The sequence below is a fragment of the Amycolatopsis sp. ATCC 39116 genome (assembly GCF_000231075.2).
GTDB classification, from domain to species: domain Bacteria; phylum Actinomycetota; class Actinomycetes; order Mycobacteriales; family Pseudonocardiaceae; genus Amycolatopsis_E; species Amycolatopsis_E tucumanensis.
This window is the reverse complement of the sequence record NZ_AFWY03000019.1, coordinates 24,393-41,300: the sequence shown is the minus strand read 5'-3', so window position 1 is coordinate 41,300 and position 16,908 is coordinate 24,393. Positions and strand designations below refer to the sequence as shown.

The 16,908-nt window shown below is 68.9% G+C and carries 15 protein-coding genes and 1 tRNA gene; 10 read left to right on the top strand and 6 right to left on the bottom strand.

Annotation, left to right across the window (positions count from 1 at the left end; genetic code table 11):
• Nucleotides 1–29: 29 nt before the first annotated feature.
• Nucleotides 30–1,025: an SDR family NAD(P)-dependent oxidoreductase gene (locus AMY39116_RS0320455; RefSeq protein WP_027936091.1), complete on the bottom strand. Its 996-nt coding sequence runs from the start codon at nt 1,023–1,025 to the stop codon at nt 30–32.
• Here AMY39116_RS0320455 and AMY39116_RS43295 point away from each other — a divergent pair.
• Complete coding sequence (locus AMY39116_RS43295; RefSeq protein ID WP_084506120.1) at nt 973–3,192, top strand: CocE/NonD family hydrolase; 2,220 nt, start codon at nt 973–975, stop codon at nt 3,190–3,192. The genes AMY39116_RS0320455 and AMY39116_RS43295 overlap by 53 nt on opposite strands.
• On the opposite strand, the gene AMY39116_RS43290 is transcribed toward AMY39116_RS43295, so the two are convergent.
• The 5 genes from AMY39116_RS43290 to AMY39116_RS0320425 all read right to left on the bottom strand — a co-directional run bounded on the left by AMY39116_RS43290 (nt 3,159) and on the right by AMY39116_RS0320425 (nt 9,527).
• On the bottom strand, nt 3,159–4,670 hold the full coding sequence (locus AMY39116_RS43290) for an MFS transporter (protein ID WP_020419498.1): 1,512 nt from the start codon (nt 4,668–4,670) through the stop codon (nt 3,159–3,161). The genes AMY39116_RS43295 and AMY39116_RS43290 overlap by 34 nt on opposite strands.
• Nucleotides 4,671–4,679: 9 nt before the next feature.
• On the bottom strand, nt 4,680–6,620 hold the full coding sequence (locus AMY39116_RS0320440) for a CocE/NonD family hydrolase (protein WP_020419497.1): 1,941 nt from the start codon (nt 6,618–6,620) through the stop codon (nt 4,680–4,682).
• 31 nt (nt 6,621–6,651) lie between these two features.
• Nucleotides 6,652–7,410, bottom strand: a complete 759-nt coding sequence (locus AMY39116_RS0320435) for an SDR family NAD(P)-dependent oxidoreductase (RefSeq protein ID WP_020419496.1) — start codon at nt 7,408–7,410, stop codon at nt 6,652–6,654.
• Nucleotides 7,403–8,419: a 3-oxoacyl-ACP synthase III family protein gene (locus AMY39116_RS43285; RefSeq protein WP_020419495.1), complete on the bottom strand. Its 1,017-nt coding sequence runs from the start codon at nt 8,417–8,419 to the stop codon at nt 7,403–7,405. The genes AMY39116_RS0320435 and AMY39116_RS43285 overlap by 8 nt, the downstream gene beginning before the upstream one ends.
• A 61-nt stretch (nt 8,420–8,480) precedes the next feature.
• The gene (locus AMY39116_RS0320425) at nt 8,481–9,527 is read right to left on the bottom strand and encodes a nucleotidyltransferase family protein (protein ID WP_020419494.1); all 1,047 of its coding nucleotides are present in this window, start codon (nt 9,525–9,527) and stop codon (nt 8,481–8,483) included.
• A gap of 205 nt (nt 9,528–9,732) precedes the next feature.
• Here AMY39116_RS0320425 and AMY39116_RS0320420 point away from each other — a divergent pair, with 205 nt between their 5' ends.
• From AMY39116_RS0320420 to AMY39116_RS0320380, 9 genes are all read left to right on the top strand, one after another.
• The gene (locus tag AMY39116_RS0320420) at nt 9,733–11,112 is read left to right on the top strand and encodes a helix-turn-helix domain-containing protein (RefSeq protein ID WP_020419493.1); all 1,380 of its coding nucleotides are present in this window, start codon (nt 9,733–9,735) and stop codon (nt 11,110–11,112) included.
• A gap of 104 nt (nt 11,113–11,216) precedes the next feature.
• Nucleotides 11,217–11,981: an alpha/beta fold hydrolase gene (locus AMY39116_RS0320415; RefSeq protein WP_020419492.1), complete on the top strand. Its 765-nt coding sequence runs from the start codon at nt 11,217–11,219 to the stop codon at nt 11,979–11,981.
• 44 nt (nt 11,982–12,025) lie between these two features.
• A complete protein-coding gene (locus AMY39116_RS0320410; RefSeq protein WP_020419491.1) occupies nt 12,026–12,253 on the top strand; it encodes a hypothetical protein in 228 nt (75 codons plus the stop codon).
• Between the two features lie 34 nt (nt 12,254–12,287).
• Nucleotides 12,288–12,959 carry a bifunctional 2-polyprenyl-6-hydroxyphenol methylase/3-demethylubiquinol 3-O-methyltransferase UbiG gene (locus AMY39116_RS0320405; protein ID WP_020419490.1) on the top strand — a complete coding sequence of 224 codons (672 nt, stop codon included), beginning with the start codon at nt 12,288–12,290 and terminating at the stop codon, nt 12,957–12,959.
• 36 nt (nt 12,960–12,995) lie between these two features.
• Nucleotides 12,996–13,082 (top strand) — tRNA-Ser (locus AMY39116_RS0320400).
• A gap of 199 nt (nt 13,083–13,281) precedes the next feature.
• Complete coding sequence (locus AMY39116_RS0320395; protein ID WP_017986316.1) at nt 13,282–13,542, top strand: hypothetical protein; 261 nt, start codon at nt 13,282–13,284, stop codon at nt 13,540–13,542.
• Nucleotides 13,543–13,791: a hypothetical protein gene (locus AMY39116_RS0320390; RefSeq protein ID WP_017986315.1), complete on the top strand. Its 249-nt coding sequence runs from the start codon at nt 13,543–13,545 to the stop codon at nt 13,789–13,791.
• 7 nt (nt 13,792–13,798) lie between these two features.
• Nucleotides 13,799–16,522, top strand: a complete 2,724-nt coding sequence (locus AMY39116_RS0320385) for an FtsK/SpoIIIE domain-containing protein (RefSeq protein WP_020419489.1) — start codon at nt 13,799–13,801, stop codon at nt 16,520–16,522.
• The gene (locus AMY39116_RS0320380; protein WP_020419488.1) at nt 16,519–16,875 is read left to right on the top strand and encodes a hypothetical protein; all 357 of its coding nucleotides are present in this window, start codon (nt 16,519–16,521) and stop codon (nt 16,873–16,875) included. Before AMY39116_RS0320385 ends, AMY39116_RS0320380 begins: the two co-directional genes overlap by 4 nt.
• The last annotated feature ends 33 nt before the right edge of the window (nt 16,876–16,908 follow it).

The window sequence follows — 16,908 nt, the reverse complement described above, 5'->3', positions numbered from 1 at the left end:
GTTTCCCAGAGTCGGCTCCGCCAGAGGGATCATACGTGGTACCTCGTCGCGTGACGGGTGTCCACGCGTGGCCGCATCCAACGGGCGGTCTCTTCCAGGCCTTTGGCCAGGGGCCAGGAAGCTCGCCAGTTGAGCAACGTTCCCGCTTTGGTGGGATCGGACAGGAGTACGTCGACTTCGGCTGCCGGCGGGCGGGCCCGCCGCTTGTCCGTGACGACCTCGGCCTCGGACCCCGTCACCTCGCAACACAGCGCGAACAGCTCGCCGATCGACACCGTCTGCCCAGTACCCAGTTGCACGAGCGACCCGGGACTCAGCCGCGCCGCCGCCATCGCCAGGAACCCGTCCACCGTGTCCTCGACGAAGGTGAGGTCACGGCGGGGGGCGAGGTTTCCGAGCCGGACCTGACGCGCACCCGCGAGGAGCTGGCCGAGGATCGTGGGGATGACGGCTCGGGCGGACTGCCTGGGGCCGTAGGTGTTGAACGGTCGCAGTGTCACGACGTTCGTACCGTACGTCCGCGCGTAAGCCTCGCACATCTGGTCCGCGGCGATCTTCGTCGCCGCGTACGGCGACTGTCCCCGGAGCCGATGTCCCTCCGTGATCGGAATTGTCTCCGGGGTGCCGTAGACCTCACTCGTGGAGGTGTGGATCATCTGCACCTCCCGCGCGTCGCGCACCGATTCCAGCACGTTGAGAGTTCCCCGGATGTTCGTCTCCACGTACGACTCAGGTGCGTCGAAGCTGTACGGGATCGCGATCAGGGCCGCGAGGTGGAAGACGATCTCGGTGTCCCGTACGGCGTTGGCCACGAACCGTCGATCACGGATGTCGCCCAGCCGCACGTCCACGCGCGCCAGCTGGTCGTCGGCGAGCTCGTCGAGCCAGCCGAAGGATCCGTTGGGGTTGTACGCGCAGAACGCGCGAACCTCGGCACCTTCCCTGAGCAGACGATCGACCAGGTGGCTGCCGATGAAGCCGTCGGCACCGGTAACCAAGACGTTTCTTCCGGAGAACGAACCCACAGTCGGCCCCTCGTCGTCGCATCGGCGGCACGATCGTCCGCGCCCGTGCACGTGTCACCGCCCATGGTGTGGGATCGGCGCCGGGTGCGACGAGGCCCCGATTTACGCTGCCGCGACGTTGACAGATCGACGTCTCCCTTCATACGATACGTCTGTTTCACTCAGCGAAATCTCCGTACGAGGGTTGTTCAGGGGAGCCATGGGACACGAGGCAGGACTCGCCGGTGAGCCGGGCACAGCCGATCCCGTCGACGTTCGCGAGGTTCGCATTCCCTTCGCTGACGGATCGGGGTCGCTCGCGGCTGATCTTTATCCCGCATGCCGGGCAGATCGGGCTCCGACCATCGTCACCATGGTTCCCTACCGCAAGGACGTGGCAGGAGGCATCAGCTACGACCACGCCTTCCGCTGGTTCGCCCGGCGCGGGTACAACTGCCTGCTGGTCGATTGCCGCGGGACCGGCTCCTCCGACGGGCCGGCTCTGCCTCCGTTCGCCCCAGAGGAAGCCGACGACGCCCTGCAGGTGATCTCCTGGCTGGAGCTGCAGGACTGGTGCGACGGCAGTGTGGGCATGTGGGGAAGCTCTTACGGTGGCATGACCGCGATGAAAGCGGCGGTTCGCAAGCCCCGTGGCCTGAAGTGCATCATCGCCATGGTGGCGATGACCGATCCCGAACTCGACTTCGTCCACCCCGCCGAAGGTTCGAGCGACCTTGGTCCATTCGCCATGTGGGGGGCCAACACGCTCGCGCTGCAGCTCCTGCCGCCCGTTCGAACGCCGTCCCGCCAAGACGAACAGCGTTGGGAGGAGCGGTTGAACCTGTCTGGCTCCTACCTCGCTGACCTCGCTGAGCACGGGCCTGGGGACCCGGTGTGGCGCGAACGCGCCATCGATGCCGCATCGGTCAGTGTGCCCACCTTCTGCGTCGGCGGGTGGCGTGACATGTGCACGGACAGCATGATCCGCGCCTATGAGGCCATACCGGCACCCAAAAAGCTGATCGTGGGCCCTTGGATGCACTCGCAGCCCCAGGATTCCTTCGTGGAGCCGATCGATTTCCTCCCGATCGCGCTGCGGTGGTGGAACCACTGGTTGATCGGGGAGGAGACGGGCATCCTGGACGAACCTCCCGTCACCGTGTACGTGCAGAAAAGCAGGCCGGGTTGGCACGCGCTCGACCGCTGGCCCCCGTCGTCGACGACGGCGTACTGGTCAAGGGATTCGGACGTGCCCGAGCTGCGTGAGATGACGGACCGAGCGCACCGGTCCGCCGATGTCGAACACATCGACAGCGACCCGACAGTCGGCGCGCTCAGCGGTTTGTGGGGAGTACCTTCCGCGGGGTACGGACTTCCCCAGGACCAGCAGGAGGACGACGCGCGTTGCCTGTCGCTGACGACGAGGCCGCTGGACAAAGGCCTCCTGCTGGTCGGACGACCACACGTCGAGGTCACGGTGTCGCACCGAAGTGGCGACAGCGAAGCCGCTCAGCTCTTCGTTCGACTCACCGACGTGGACCCGGCTGGCCGTTCACATCTGATCACGGCGGGCGCCTCTCCGGTGACGGAACCGGGAGCCATCAAGATCCCTCTTCGCGCCACTGCTTACCAGGTAGCGGCGGGTCACCGTGTCCGCGTCAGCCTCAGTACTGGCGACTTCCCTCGGATCCGGCCAAGGCCGGAGGCAGCCGAGCTGAAGATCACCGATGTTGTCGTGGAGACCCCATCACCGCGTGACGCGCTCGAACGATCACTCGACCTGCCGCCGCCGGCACCTCGACCGGTCACCTCTGATGATCGGTACGATCCGGCCTGGTCCATCAGACCCGACCGCTTGAACCAGCGGCTCGAGGTCGTTCTCGGACACGACTCGTCCGGCCGGATGCCGTCGGGCCAAGTCCTCCGAGCCCACCGGGAAGTCCACGCCGAGGTGTCCAAACGCGCACCGGCCGACGCCGCGATCCGGGCGCACGAGGAGCTGGTCGTCCAGCGCAACGGCACGACACTCGCCCGGGTTGGCGTCGACCTCCACCTGTCCGCCGGCGACTTGATCGCGCACGCGGTTGTCGAACGAAACGGCCTGCCGGTGTTCGAAGGAGGATGGTCGTTCCGCTCCGCACGGGAGCCGCACGGTCACGAGACAGTGTCCTCCGAGCTCAGCACGTGACGTGAGCGCACCGTGCTCGCCGCGACGACCGCAGCCACGCAGGCACCAGCCGCGATGAGCAACATCGTGCTCTGGAAAGCTGCCTGGTAAGCGCCGCGCGCAGCGACTTCCCACTGCGCCGCGGACTGTCCAGCGGGTTGCGCGAACCTGCCCGCAGCCACTCCCGCCAATACCTCAGGGGGGAGCGGGCCCACGGCCCCGGTGAGCGACGTGCCGACGCGGGTCTGGAAGAACACACCGGTGAAGCTGAGTCCGAGTACCACACCGAGCTGCTGCAGACACTGGTTGTGGCCGGACGACAGGCCGGCACGTCCCGGCCCGGCCTCGTGCAGGACGACCATCAACCGCACCGGATTCCACAGGCCCATCCCCAGGCCGAACAGGACCATCATCGGCAAGAGCATCGCCAGTGAGTCCAAGGGGCGGACAAGTCCGGCGAGCACACCGCCTGCCGCGACGAACGACATCGAGGTGATGAGAATGCCGCGCGGTGAGCAGATGCGCAACAGCCGGGCCGACGCCATGTTGCCCGCCCAGATGAGGATCGTCCACGGCAGCAGCGTCAGTCCAGCAGTCGCCGGTGACAACCCCAGACGGTTCTGCAGGTAGGCCATCGAGAAGAAGATCGCCGGCACCGAGGTCGCCCCGGTGAGCAGCGCCAGCAGTGACATGCCGTTGGTGGTGATGCTGCGGAACAACGAGAGGTCGAGGAGGGCATCAGCGCCACGGCGAGCTTCAGTGAGGAGGAAGGCAGTCATGGCGACCACGGCGGCAGCCAGAACGACCCAGACCAGCGTGCCACTCACCGGCTGCTGCCCAATGCTCATCGCCGAGACCACCGTGAGGGTGATCGCGACGATCATCAACGCACCGCCCGTCCAGTCGGTGGCAACGGCTTTCCGGCCCGTCGCGACGGGCACGTGCCGCTGAAGGGCCCACCCGATCAGCAGGCACAACGGAACGTTGATCAGGAATATCAGGCGCCAACCGCCGAGCAGGACAAGCATGCCGCCGACCACCGGACCGAAGGCCATCGCGAAACCCGCGACCGAACCGAAGACGGCCAACGCTCGGGGGCGGGATCTTCCCGTGAACACTTCACTGAGAAGCGCTGGACCGACAGCGAGCAGGGTGGCACCACCGACCCCCTGGACGGCTCGCGCGGCGATGAGCAACTCCGTGTTCCCGGCTAGACCACAGGCCAACGACGCCGCAGCGAACACGCACAGACCGGCCGTGAAGGTCCGCTTCCTACCCCACCGATCCGAAACCGAACCGGCCAGCAGGAGGAACACCGCCAGTGCCACCGCGTAGGCATCGATGACCCACTGCAGCTCGTGGAAGCCGGCCCGGAACTCCTGCCCCAGTGCGGGGAGCGCGACCTGGACCGCGATCACGTCTAGCTGCACCAAGCCGGCAGTCGCCGCAACGGTCGCGAGCGACCACCGCCGCGTCGTCACATCCTCGAGGACACGCAATGTCGCTCCTCAAGCTGTCCAATGCCGTGTGATCACCCGGATGCCGTTGACCTCGACCAGCCCTTCGGCCCGCAACTGGTCGTCTTCGACGGTCACCCGCGCCTCCACGATCACGTCGTCGCCCGACTCGGTACGGACCGACGCGCGGCCGGACCCCTTTATCTCGGTGCTCGTCGCATTCCGGTCCGAGACCGTCGCGCGCATCGTGCGATCAATGATCAGCAAGTGCTCGCCGCCGGACTCGTATGGAGCCCCCTCAGTCGTGTCGATCCGCACAGCCGCGCCGCCGCTCACGTGGTCGCGGGATGTCTCCCACACGGGGTCCGGCAGTTTCACCCGGCTCGTTCCTCCCGTCGATTTCGCGGGTCGAGGCACGGCAACGGGTCGCAGGGTGCTCTCCTCCAAGATGGGCAGTTCGAGCCGCGACCAGTGTCCCTTCGCGCCGGAAAGCCGGTTCGCGGAGGCGACAGCGAGGCAGGAAGGCCCATTCACCGGCCAGAGCCGGGGAAAGTCGTTGTCCGCCAGTACCAGCCGCAGGCGGTGCCGCCGCGCCACCCGGTAGCAAGTCGAGTTCATCGTGACGGTGACTTCGTCCCGCGTGCCGGGAGTCAGACCGGCGACGCCGACAGCAATAGCCCGTGAACGCCCCGCCTCGTCGACGTCGGTCAACTTGGCAACGCAACGTACCGCTGTCGTGTCCTCCCCGCACACCAGTCGTAGAACCGGCCGGCCGGTGATGATGAGGTCCTCCGCCAGCGCATCGCTGGTGAAAGCCATCGACCGTCGATCATCGTCGGTCTGGTCGAGCGGGTAACCGAACACCGCGGTCGGCGTCGTCCACAAACCCGTCAGGGCACCGACGGTGGAATCGTTCTGATGGGCCGCGATGGCTTCGTCCTCGCCAGTCGCCCCACGCTCATCCACCGGCGCCAGTTCGTCCACGCCCATTACCGCATAACTTCGCACAACACTGTCCGGAGGTGGCCATGCTCGCGGGGTGTACCAGCCAGGGCGCGTTCCCTCGAGATAGATCATCTCGTCGTGGTCGGCGCTGTTACCGGTCTCAGCGTCCCGGAGCCACCGGTCCCACCAGTCACACGTCAACTCCGCCGTGCTGACCGGCTCCCTCGGAGACGCGTCGACGAAGGTGTGGAGCCACGGACCCGCGAGCAGCTTCTTCGGCACGGAGAGCTCCTCGTAGGCTTGGATCATGTTGTCGCAGTAGACGTCCCGCCACCCAGCCACACAGAAGGTCGGGACCTCGATGCGCCCGATGTCCACAGCACGTTCCCGCCAAACCGGGTCGCCCGCCTTGTTGCGCCACGCGTCGAGCACCAGGGGTGTGAAGCCACTCGCCCGCGCTTTCCAGCGTCGCCCATCGACGTCATCGCCCGCGCGCAACGCCGGCATCATGCTGAAGATGATGTCCAGGAGCGCGAACCGTCCGAAATATCCGATCCCCCCACGCTGGTGAGCAGGGTGGATCAGATCTCGCTCGATGTCCGTCGCGGCGAGCATGGCCACAACGGCCTTCAGGGACGGTGGCCGCAGGCTTGCCGTTGCGAGTGTGAGCATCCCGCCGTGCGACGACCCCCACATCCCGACCGCTCCGTCGCACCAGCTCTGGTCAGCGATCCACTCGACCACCGCAGCCCCGTCCTCACCCTCGCTCGGACTGAGCAACGGAACCGCCTCGCCATCGGACGAACCAGTCCCCCTGGTGTCCACGAGAAGCGAGGCGTATCCGCGCTTCGCGAAGTAGCGGAGAAATCGTCGGACACCCATGCCGGCCATCGCATCCTTGCGGACACTGTGCATGGTCACGACGGCAGGACACGGCTTGGTGACCAGTGGCATGTAGATGTCGGCGGCCAAGCTCACCCCGGGTGAGCTCGACGGAATCCGCACGTCCTTCACGACGATGACATCGAACTCCTTCGGGGGATTCACCGATCGTCCTTCACGCACATCGGCTCGGACCTCATCCAAGGCCGTACCCCCCGGAGACCGTGAGCACTTCGCCGGTCAGGTAGCCACATCGAGCGCCACTGAGGTACATGACCACGTTCGCCAGTTCCTCGATCGAACCCAGCCTGCCTTGAGGTGTCTTCGCGAGCACTTGCGTCCTCAACCGCTCGTCGCTGCCGAAGGCGGACCCGAGGCCGATGTCGAAGAAACCGGGTGCCACCGCGTTGACGAGGATGCCGTCCACAGCCCAGTCGACGGCGAGTGCGCGGGTGAGGCCCTCGATCCCCGCCTTCGAAGCCACGTAGGCGCTGAGGCCTCGCCGGGGCACTCGCGCCATGATCGAGGAAGTCAGCACGAGACGACCCCTGCCTGTCGCCGCGAGGTGGGCGTGTGCGGCACGGGCCGTGTTGAAGGTTCCTGTGAGGTTGACATCGATCACGCGACGCCACACATCGTCCGAAAGCTTGTGCGCACGGTGGGACGGCAGGGACACTCCCGCGTTCGCGACCACGGAATCGATCCGGCCGAACTGCTCGGCAACGCCCTTGATCGCGGTATCCGTCTCAGCGGGATCGGAAACATCGCAGCCGAATGTGGTGACCTCGGTGGGGAGGTCGTCGGCCAGGCGCTTCAGCGCACCGATATCCCGCGCGAGGAGCCCCAGCCGTGCTCCGCGCTGAGCGAACGCGCGGGCGAGCTCGCTCCCGATGCCGCGACTGGCTCCGGTCACGACGACCACGCGACCTGCGAAATCCATTGCGTCGTCAGTCATGGGACGTCTCCTCGCCATGTGTGTAGGCCCAAGTCAGGAGAGCGCCGCCCCAGCTCATTCCACCGCCGAACGTCACGAGCACGACCCGGTCGTCCTCACCGATCTGCCCGCCGCGCACGGCGTGATCGAGGGTGATCGGCACTGATGCCGCCCCGGTGTTCCCGAAGTGTTCGACCGTGCGGCACATCACCCCCGGCGCGAGCCCGAGCGCGGAGTCGAGTTCAGCGAGCATCACACCGTTGGCCTGGTGCGGCACGAGGTGCTGGACGTCGTCGAGGGTCAGGCCGGCCCGCTTGAGGAGTTGTTCGACCACCTCCGGCATGACCTGTCCGGCGAGTTCGCGCACCGGCCTGCCGATCATCTTGAAGTAGTGCAGGCCGTCAGCGAGTGTCTGCGGGGAAGCCGGTCGCCGGCTCCCGCCTGCGGGCACCTGGACGAGATCGGCCCGCTTCCCGTCACAACCGAGAAGCGTCGTGTGGATACCACGATCCGCGTTCGTCTTGCCCAGCACGACCGCGCCCGCTCCATCACCGAACAGGACCGCCGTCCGCCGGTCGTCGTAGTCGAGGATGCGTGAATAGATGTCGGCACCGATCACGAGCGCCTTCCGGCAACTGTCGTCGGCGAGCAACATGCCGTGAGCGACAACCAGGGCGTAGACGAAACCGGAGCAGACCGCGTCGACGTCGAAGGCTGCGGCCCGGTCGGCGGAGATGTTCGCCTGCACCAACGCGGCGGTGGCCGGAATCGGCTGGTCCGGAGTGGACGTGGCGACGATGACCAGATCCAGCTCGTCCGGACTGGTGCCCGAGCTCTGGAGCGCTCGTCGGGCCGCGGCTGTCGCCAGGTCCGAGGTCGCCTCACTCCCGTCCGCGACACGCCGTTCCCTGATGTGCGTCTTGTCGACGATCCATTGGCCCCCTGTGCCGAGGCGATCACCCAGTTCCGTACTCGTCAGGACTGTGGGCGGCAGGTATGAGCCGGTGCCCAACACGACGGTCTTCATCATCGGAGTGCTCGTTTCCGCTCTGCTCGCGAGTTTGCAATGTGTGTACGACTGGTGATCGCACTCATGCCTGGCCCCGTGCACGTGCCAGCTCGTCGGGTCTCCCGATGTCCTGCCAGTCGTCCCGGAGAGACCAGGAGCAGACTCGTTCACCGCGGCTGATGCAGTCCACGAAGAGCTCGGTGATCGGATACAGCTGCCCGTGCGGCACCCGGGACAACAACGCCGGGTCGATCACGTAGATTCCGGCGTTGACCTCCCAGGTGGGGGTCGGCTTTTCCACGATGCGCACCAGTTCGTTCCCATCGCATTCGGTGACCCCGAACGGGATCTGGTGTTCGTACGTGCTGGTCGCGATGGTCGCCACCGCGCCGCTGCCGGCGTGGGCGTTCAGCAACCCATCAACGGAAAACCCGGTGATCAGGTCGCCGTTCATCAACAGCAACGGTTCCGCCGGCGCGTATCCCAGTTCACCGAGCAGACGCAGCGCTCCGCCGGTGCCGAGTGGCACGTCGGGGTCCTCGCGCAGGTATTCGATGGAGCAACCGAATTGCGAGCCATCGCCGAAGTGTTTCTCCACGATACTCGCGAGGTAGTTGACGGACAGGAAAATCCGTTCGATGCCCGCACCGACGAGATGGAGGACCAGACGCTCCAGAATCGGGCGACCCGCGACGGGGAGCATCGGTTTCGGAATGGTCTTCGTCAGTGGACCGAGTCGCGTTCCCTTGCCACCAGCCATGATTATCGCCCAGTTGGGGCGCTTTCGCACGCCGAGCACACGGTTCTCGATGTGCAGGCCTTCGACGTGCCCTTCGTCGTCGAGGATCGGCACCTGGCGCAGCCCGAGGGCACGCATCAGGTCCAGCACTTCGGCACGGCCCGACTTGGATCCGACGGTCATCATCGGCGGCCGGATCAGGTCGGACACGGGGTCGCCCAGATTCGCTCCTTGCAGCAACGAACGCCGCAGGTCGTTTTCGGACACCGCGCCCAGAAGCTTGTGTCGGGTGTCGGTGACCAGGACCTCGCTGATTTCGTGCATGTCGATGACCAGCAGCGCGTCACGGACAGTGGCGTCCGGGCCTATCAGTAGTTCCTTGAGGCACATACTTCACCCATTCATCCGGTCCCCAGCACAAGTCGATGTTTCCCAACGGTGACGGCGGACAGCCAGGGGACGAGTTCACCCAGCAGCGGGCTCAGCGCGCCGGGGGCGCAAAACAGATGAAAGCGTGCGCGAAACGTACGGTGCGGGGGCCAGGGGCGGAGCTACGGTCGTGGCCCAATCGGCGGAACTAGGAGCCCTGAAGATCATGGAAGTGGACCTGAACCAGCCCATCTCGCACCTGATCCGGGCCGCTCGGCGGGAGCGGAAGCTCAGTCAGTACACCCTGGCGCGCGAACTGGCGACCGTTTCGGGGCGGCCGACCGTCACGCGTGATCTGGTGGCCCGTTGGGAACGCGGGCACCAGATCCCGCGGCTGGGCACCCGACGATGGCTGTCCGTCGTCCTGCAGGTGCCCCAGGAACGGCTCGACCAGGCGGCCGCGGCCGCCCGCCGGCGAAATCGGCTCGGGCACGCCGTCGTCACCGACAACGCGCCCGCCGCGCCCGGGCCCGCGCGCCGCGCGCAGGGCACCCCGGCCCTCCTCCCGGTCTTCCGGTCGCGCGTGCAAGCCGGCATCCTCGCGGCCACGCTGCTGAACCCGGACCGCTCGTTCAGCCTCACCGAACTGGCCGAGCACTCCGGCAGCTCCCTCGCCTCCGTGGACAAGGAGAACAAGCTCCTCGAGAAGGCCGGCATCCTCACCAGCCGCCGCGAGGGCACGATCCGCCTGATGCGCGCGTCCGGGGACGGGCCGCTCGCGCGCCCGCTCGCCGAACTGCTGCGCCTCACCTATGGCGTCCCCCAGATCCTCGGCGAGGAGTTCGGCAACGTGCGCGGCGTGCTGCGCATCCTGGTCGGCGGCGTGTGGGCGGACCGGTTCGCCGGCCTGCCGGGCCCGGCCCCGGAGAGCATCGAACTGCTGGTATCCCTGCAGCCCGGCGCACCCGCCGACGAGCAGGGCCTGCACACCGCCGCGCGGCGCGCCGAGCAGCGGCTCAAGCGCCCGGTGAGCTTCTCGATCGCCGCGCCCGAGCGTGGTCTGGACGGCCTGCAGATCCCGCGGCAGCGGCCGGGCCACCCGGTCGTCGAGATCGCGCCCATCCCGCCCCGGCAGGTGCCGCTGGCCTCCGGCGTCGGCCTCAACGGGCACGACGTCGTCATCCAGCTGGTGCGGGCCGGTCACCTCGACCTCGTCGGCGGGCCCGCGGCCAACGGGCAGCCGTTCCTGGACCTCGCGGCCAAGCACATCTCCTCGGCCGAACGCCTCGCGGAGGTGTCGCCGGACTCGGCGTTCCTGCTGCTGGCCAAGGCCGCGCAGCTGATCGGCTCGGGCCTGCTCGCCCGGCAGGGGCTGCGGCCCGCGCTGTCCGCGCCGGAGCAGGTGGTCGGCACGGCCGTGGCGGCCCAGTTCGGGCACCAGTTCTCGCAGATCGAGCTGCTCCGCCAGCGGGCGCGGGAACTGGACATGCCCACCAGCCGGGACAGCCACATCCTGCCCTCGGAGGCCAAGACCTACCTGGGCACCGTGCGCACCCTGCTCGCGGCCGCCCGCGAGGTCGCCGGGAAGCTCGCCCTGTTCCACTGATCGGGGCCGAAACGAAACCGATACCGGGGCGGCGAAACGAAAATGTCGGTACCCACGGCTAACCTCGCAGCAAGTGGACGACCACCTCGACGGGGAGGTGTGCGATGACGGTTCTGCGTACGGTCGCGGGTGAGATCGCGAGTGTGGTGACGCACGCGGTCCGGTACCCGGCGGGCATCGGGCGGCGCTGGGCGATCCACCCGGTCCGCCGGAGCCTGCCGGCGCCGGTATCGGGCCGCCCGCTGGTGGTGCTGCCCGGTCTGGCCGACAACACCGCGATCTTCACCGACCTGAAGCTCGCGCTCGACCGCTGCGGCGCCGGGCCGGTCGTCTCGTTCAGCTACAGCCTGCTGCTGCGGGACGTCCGGTCCGCCGCCGCGCGGCTGGCCGGGCAGATCGAGCAGCTGTGCGAGGTCACCGGCGCGGCGAAGCTCGACCTGGTCGGCCACAGCCTCGGCGGCCTCATCGCCCGCTACTACGTGCAGCGGCTCGGCGGGCACGAGCGGGTCGGCACCGTGGTCACCGTCGGCACGCCGCACGGCGGCACGGTCGCGGCCTGGCTGTTCTCGCCGATCCCGCTGGCGCGCCAGCTGCGCCCGGGCAGCGATCTGCTGGCCGAGCTGGACCGGCCGGCGCCGGAGGTCGCGACGAAGTTCGTCACGTTCTCCAGCGACGGCGACGAGCTGGTGCTGCCCAGCCGCCACGGCCGCATCGAACACCCCGACCTCGACGTGCGCAACGTGGTGCTGCCCGGGGTCGGTCACCTGGCGCTCGCCGCGCACCGCCAGGTCGTGGAGGAGATCTGCGCGCTGTCCGCGCCCGTCGCCGCCCCGGACGACGACGGGGAGACACTCACCCGGTCGGCCTGACGGGGGCGACGATGGAACAACGACGAAACCTCTCCCGCCGCGCGATGGCGATGCTGCGTGCCGTGAGCGCCGGCCGCGCGGAGATGACGTGCAGCTCGGAGCCGGACCTGTTCATCGACGGGCTCCCCTGCTGCGACCAGGTCACGGCCCACCTGCTCGCGCACGCCGGGTTCGTGTGCCCGTCGCGGCCGGGCCTGCTCGGCCAGCGGGTGGGCGTGCGGCTGACCGAGGCCGGCCGCGAGATCCTCGCCGCCCCGCCCGAAGCGGCCTGAAAAACCGCTGGCCACGGCCGACACAATCAGGGGCATGACCGGACCGTGGATGCTCGACGAGCTCGCCCATGCCGGGCCCGAACACCTCGACCCCGGCTTCGTCGCCGGTTTCGACCGCAAGCAGGGCCGGCCGGACCCGTCCGAGGACCTCGCACTGCTGGACGGCCGCACCGTCGTCGACCTGGGAGCGGGCACCGGACGCTTCGCCACGGCCGCCGCGAAGAAGTTCGAGCGGGTCGTGGCGGTCGACGTGTCGCCGGCGATGCTCGCCGTGATCCGGTCCGCGGCGCTGCCGAACGTCGAGTGCGTCCAGGCCGGGTTCCTCACCTACGAGCACCGGGGCGAGCCGGCGGACGCGGTGTTCACCCGGCACGCGCTGCACCAGCTGCCGGACTTCTGGAAGGCGATCGCGCTGCACCGCATCGCCGGAATGCTCCGGCCGGACGGGCTGCTGCGGCTGCGGGACCTGATCTACGACTTCCAGCCGGGCGAGACGGAATCGGCCCTGCGGGACTGGTTCGACCAGGCGGCCACCGATCCGGAGACCGGCTACACCCGCGACGACCTGGCCGAACACGTGCGGACCGAGCACAGCACCTTCCGGTGGCTGCTCGAGCCGATGCTGGACGCCGCCGGGTTCGAGGTCCTGGACGTGCAGTTCACCGGCCGGGTCTACGGGGCCTACACCTGCCAGAAGCGGGTCTAGGCGGAGCGCGCCGAGGCCTGCTGTACCCTTCTCAGCGGAGGATTGGCCGAGCGGCCTAAGGCGCACGATTGGAAATCGTGTTGGGTGTAACAGCCCTCACGGGTTCGAATCCCGTATCCTCCGCTCTTCGCACGACGCCGGGCACCCCACAGGGGCCCGGCGTTCTGCGTTCAGGGCGCACACGGCCGTGTGAACCGGCTCCGCGCTTCACCCGGATGCACCAGTGACCAGGCTCATGCTCCGGTCCGCTCTACCGATAGTTTGTTGACAGGCCGCACACGCGGCCGTACTAACCGCTAGCTCGAGGAGAACCCGCGTCACTATGGCCGGAGTGGAAGAGATCCGCGCTGGGATCGCGATGGCGAACGAGAAGTGCAACGCCAGCGTCGCAGCCCTCCAGCAGGCCGCTCAGGCACTCGAGGAGGCCCAGCAGATCCTGGGCCAGGTCACCTCGGGAAGCACGCAGCCGGAGGTGACCCAGGCGAACAGCATGCTCGCCGAGGCGTTGCAGGGCATCAGCGGTCAGCAGAACACCATCCAGGCGGCGGTGTCGTCGGCCGAGTCGTACGCCGCCCGCCTCTAGATGTTCTCGCTCCCCGAACTGCAGGCGCAGCTGACCGCGTTCCGTGCGAAACTGGCCGAGGCAAGCGAACACACCAACCGTGCGGTGGAGCTGTTGGACGAAGCGCGCGAAGTGATCGTGAACGCCCATGAACAGGCCGACGCGTGGGTGCCACCGGAGCTGGCGGCGGCGGTCGACCGGCTCGGCAAGGACGCCGACCGGCTGCGCGCCGCCGACGATCTGGTGAACACCTACCTGGCCCGGCTGTAGGCGCGCCATGGCGAAGGCCAACGAGCAGAAACGCCGGGTCGTGACGGCACTGGGCACCATGCGCGAGAAGCTCGGCATGGTGCTCGGCGCCGCGCAGGCGGGCCGCCAGATCGCCGAGACCGAGCTGGCCCGGCTCCAACTGGAGCAGCAGATCGTGCGGGTCGGCATCGACAACGCGGCCGGGGACGAGGAGCTCACCGCAGCGCTCCGCAGCCCGGTGATGGCCGGGGTGCGGGACAAGCTCAACGCGCAGCACGCCGCGTTCTACACCGACGCCGCGACGGTGCCCGCGCGGCTGCGGGACCTGGTCGCGCGCGTCGCGCCGGGGCCGGCGAGCCTGCCGCCCAGCGCGTGGCTCGGCCGTGCGGGCCGGGAACCGCTGAAACCGCCGCCGCTGTGGCGCATCGGCTCGTCCACAATGGACGACTCCGGGCCGTTCCCGGTGGTGGTGCCACTGCTGGACGACTCGCACCTGGCGATCACCACGGCCGTCCGCGGCCGGGCCGCCGTCGAATCGCTCATCGAGGGCCTGCTGCTGCGCGTGCTCAGCACGATGGAGCTGGGCTCGGTGCGGATCCACCTGTGGGACGTCGCGCAGCTGACCGCCGTGCTGCCCAACCTGTACCCGCTGTCCCGCACGTCCGCGGTCACGTTGTACGACCCGGACCAGCTCGGCGTCCTGCTCGACGAGGTGACCGGGCACATCCGCCGCATCCACGCGCACACCATGCAGGCCGGCCACACCTCGCTGCGCGGCCTGCGGGACCAGCTCGGGCAGCGCGTCGAGCCGTGGCGGATCGTCGTGTTGTTCGGCAACGGCGAGACGTGGGCGCCGGAACCGCTGCGGGAGCTCAAGCGCATCGCAGGCGCCGCGCTGGCCGCCGGGATCTCGCTGATCACCGTGGACATCCCGACGATCCTCGGCGGCGCGTTCGAGAACATCCGGATGCTCGACGAGCACCACGCGGCGACCAGCATGACCGGGCCCAACCTGGTCGTCGACCTGGACCCGCCGATCCCGTCGGCCGAGGTCAGCGCAGCGGCGAGCAGGCTGGCCGACGCGATCGTGGAGAAGCAGGGCGGCCCGCGGTCGTTCCGCGACCTGCTGCCCGCCGAGCTGGGCCAGGAGAACTCCGCGCGCGAACTGCGGGCGCCGGTCGGGTTCTTCGAGGGCGATCCGGTCGAGGTCGTCATCGGCGACGCCAGCCCGCACGCGCTGATCGGCGGCCCGAGCGGCTCGGGCAAGACCAACTTCCTCTACGCCCTGCTCGGCAGCCTCGCCGCGCGCTACCCGCCGGACGAGCTCGCGCTGTACCTGCTGGACTTCAAGGAGGGCGTGTCCTTCGCCGGGCTCGCGCCGGGCCGCCGCGACGCGAGCTGGCTGCCGCACGCGCGCCTGATCGGGGTCAACGTCAACACCGACCGCGAGTTCGGCCTGGCGCTGCTGCGGTTCCTCGCCGACGAGCTGCGCCGCCGGTCGGCCGCAGCCAAGGAGCACGAGGTCACCGACCTGGCCGGGCTGCGCCAGCAGGACCCGGACGGGCACTGGCCGCGGATCGTCGCGGTGATCGACGAGTTCCAGTACCTGTTCGCGGGCCGCGACGGCGTCACCAACCAGGCGACCGCGTTGCTGGAGGACATCGCCCGCCGTGGCCGCGCCCAGGGCATCCACCTGATCCTGGCGAGCCAGGACATCGCGGGCATCGACGCGTTCTGGGGCAAGCCGGCGGTGTTCGAGCAGTGCACGCTGCGCATCGCCATGCCCAAGGCGCGGCGCGTGCTGGCCGAGACCAACAACGCGGCCGTTGCCGCGCCGAAGTGGCACGCGGTGGTCAACCACGACTCGGGTGTCGCGCACGGCAACCAGCTCGCGCACGTGCCGGACGCCAGCAGCAAGGACATCTTCTCGTCGCTGCAACGGGAACTGTGGGAGCGCTACGCCCAGGAGCACCAGCGGCCGCGGCTGTTCGACGGCGCGCACTCGCCGGTGCTGGAGCACTCGGCCGCGTTCGCCGGGCTCACGCCGGGCGGGCCGCCGCGGGCGCTGCTGGGCCAGTCGATCGACGTCGAGGACACGGCGTGCGCGGTGGAGCTGACCGGGGCGCCGGGCCGCAACCTGGCGATCATGGGCACCGCGATCGCCGAGGCACTGTCCATCATGGACGCGGCCGCCCGGTCGCTGGCGAAGCAGTACCCGCCGCACGAGGTGGAGTTCCTGGTGGCGTGCCTGGTCGACCGGTGCGCGTCCGCGGTCGGCGAGCTGGCCGACGGGCTGGAGTCGGACGGGCACCGCGTGGTGCGGCTGAGCGACGTCGAACTGGGCGAGCACATGGCCAAGCTCGCCGAGGAGCCGCCCGAGCACGCGCGGATCCTGCTGCTGTACGGCGTCGACGCGGCGCTGCCGATCCTGGAGCAGAAGCAACCCGGTCAGCTCAAGAGCGGGCTGGACCACTTCCGGGTGGTTCTCAAGCAGGGACCAGGCAAGGGCACTCACACGATCGGGTGGTGGCGCAGCACGGCGCGGCTGAAGGACACGCTCGGGTTCGCCGGCACCGACGACATCGGGGCGTGGGCGGCGCTGGACGTGCAGGGCGCGGAGCTGAGCCAGTTCGCGGCCGGGCAGGTCGTGCACTGGTCGCCGCGGCCGGGGCGGGCGCTGTTCTTCGACCGCAGCACGCACGTCTCGCCCGAGGTGATGATCCCCTTCGACCGGCTGGAGCACCAGGCATGAACGCGGCGATGGAGTACAAGCAGATCGTCGGGCTGGCCGGCAAGGCGGCCGAGGAGCTGCGGGCGTGGGAGCGGCGGCGGGCCGAGGAGCTGGACGCCGAGATCGCGGCCGCGGAGGCCGCCGTGGCGGAGGCGAAGGAACGCGAGGCCCGCACGGTGCAGGGCGCGCAGCACTGGTGGCGGATGGCGCAGGACAACGTCAGCAGGTTGCCGTGGCTGGAGGTCGGGGCCGACCCGGCGCCCGCACCACACGCGTACGCCGGACGGTTGGATCTTTACCTGCGCGAGGTCAAGGAGACCTACCAGGAGCTGGTGGACGCGGTGCTGTCGCTGGGGTGGCGCGCGCGGCGCTGAGCGTGGGTGCCGCCGCCGGCCGGCGGTGCACCA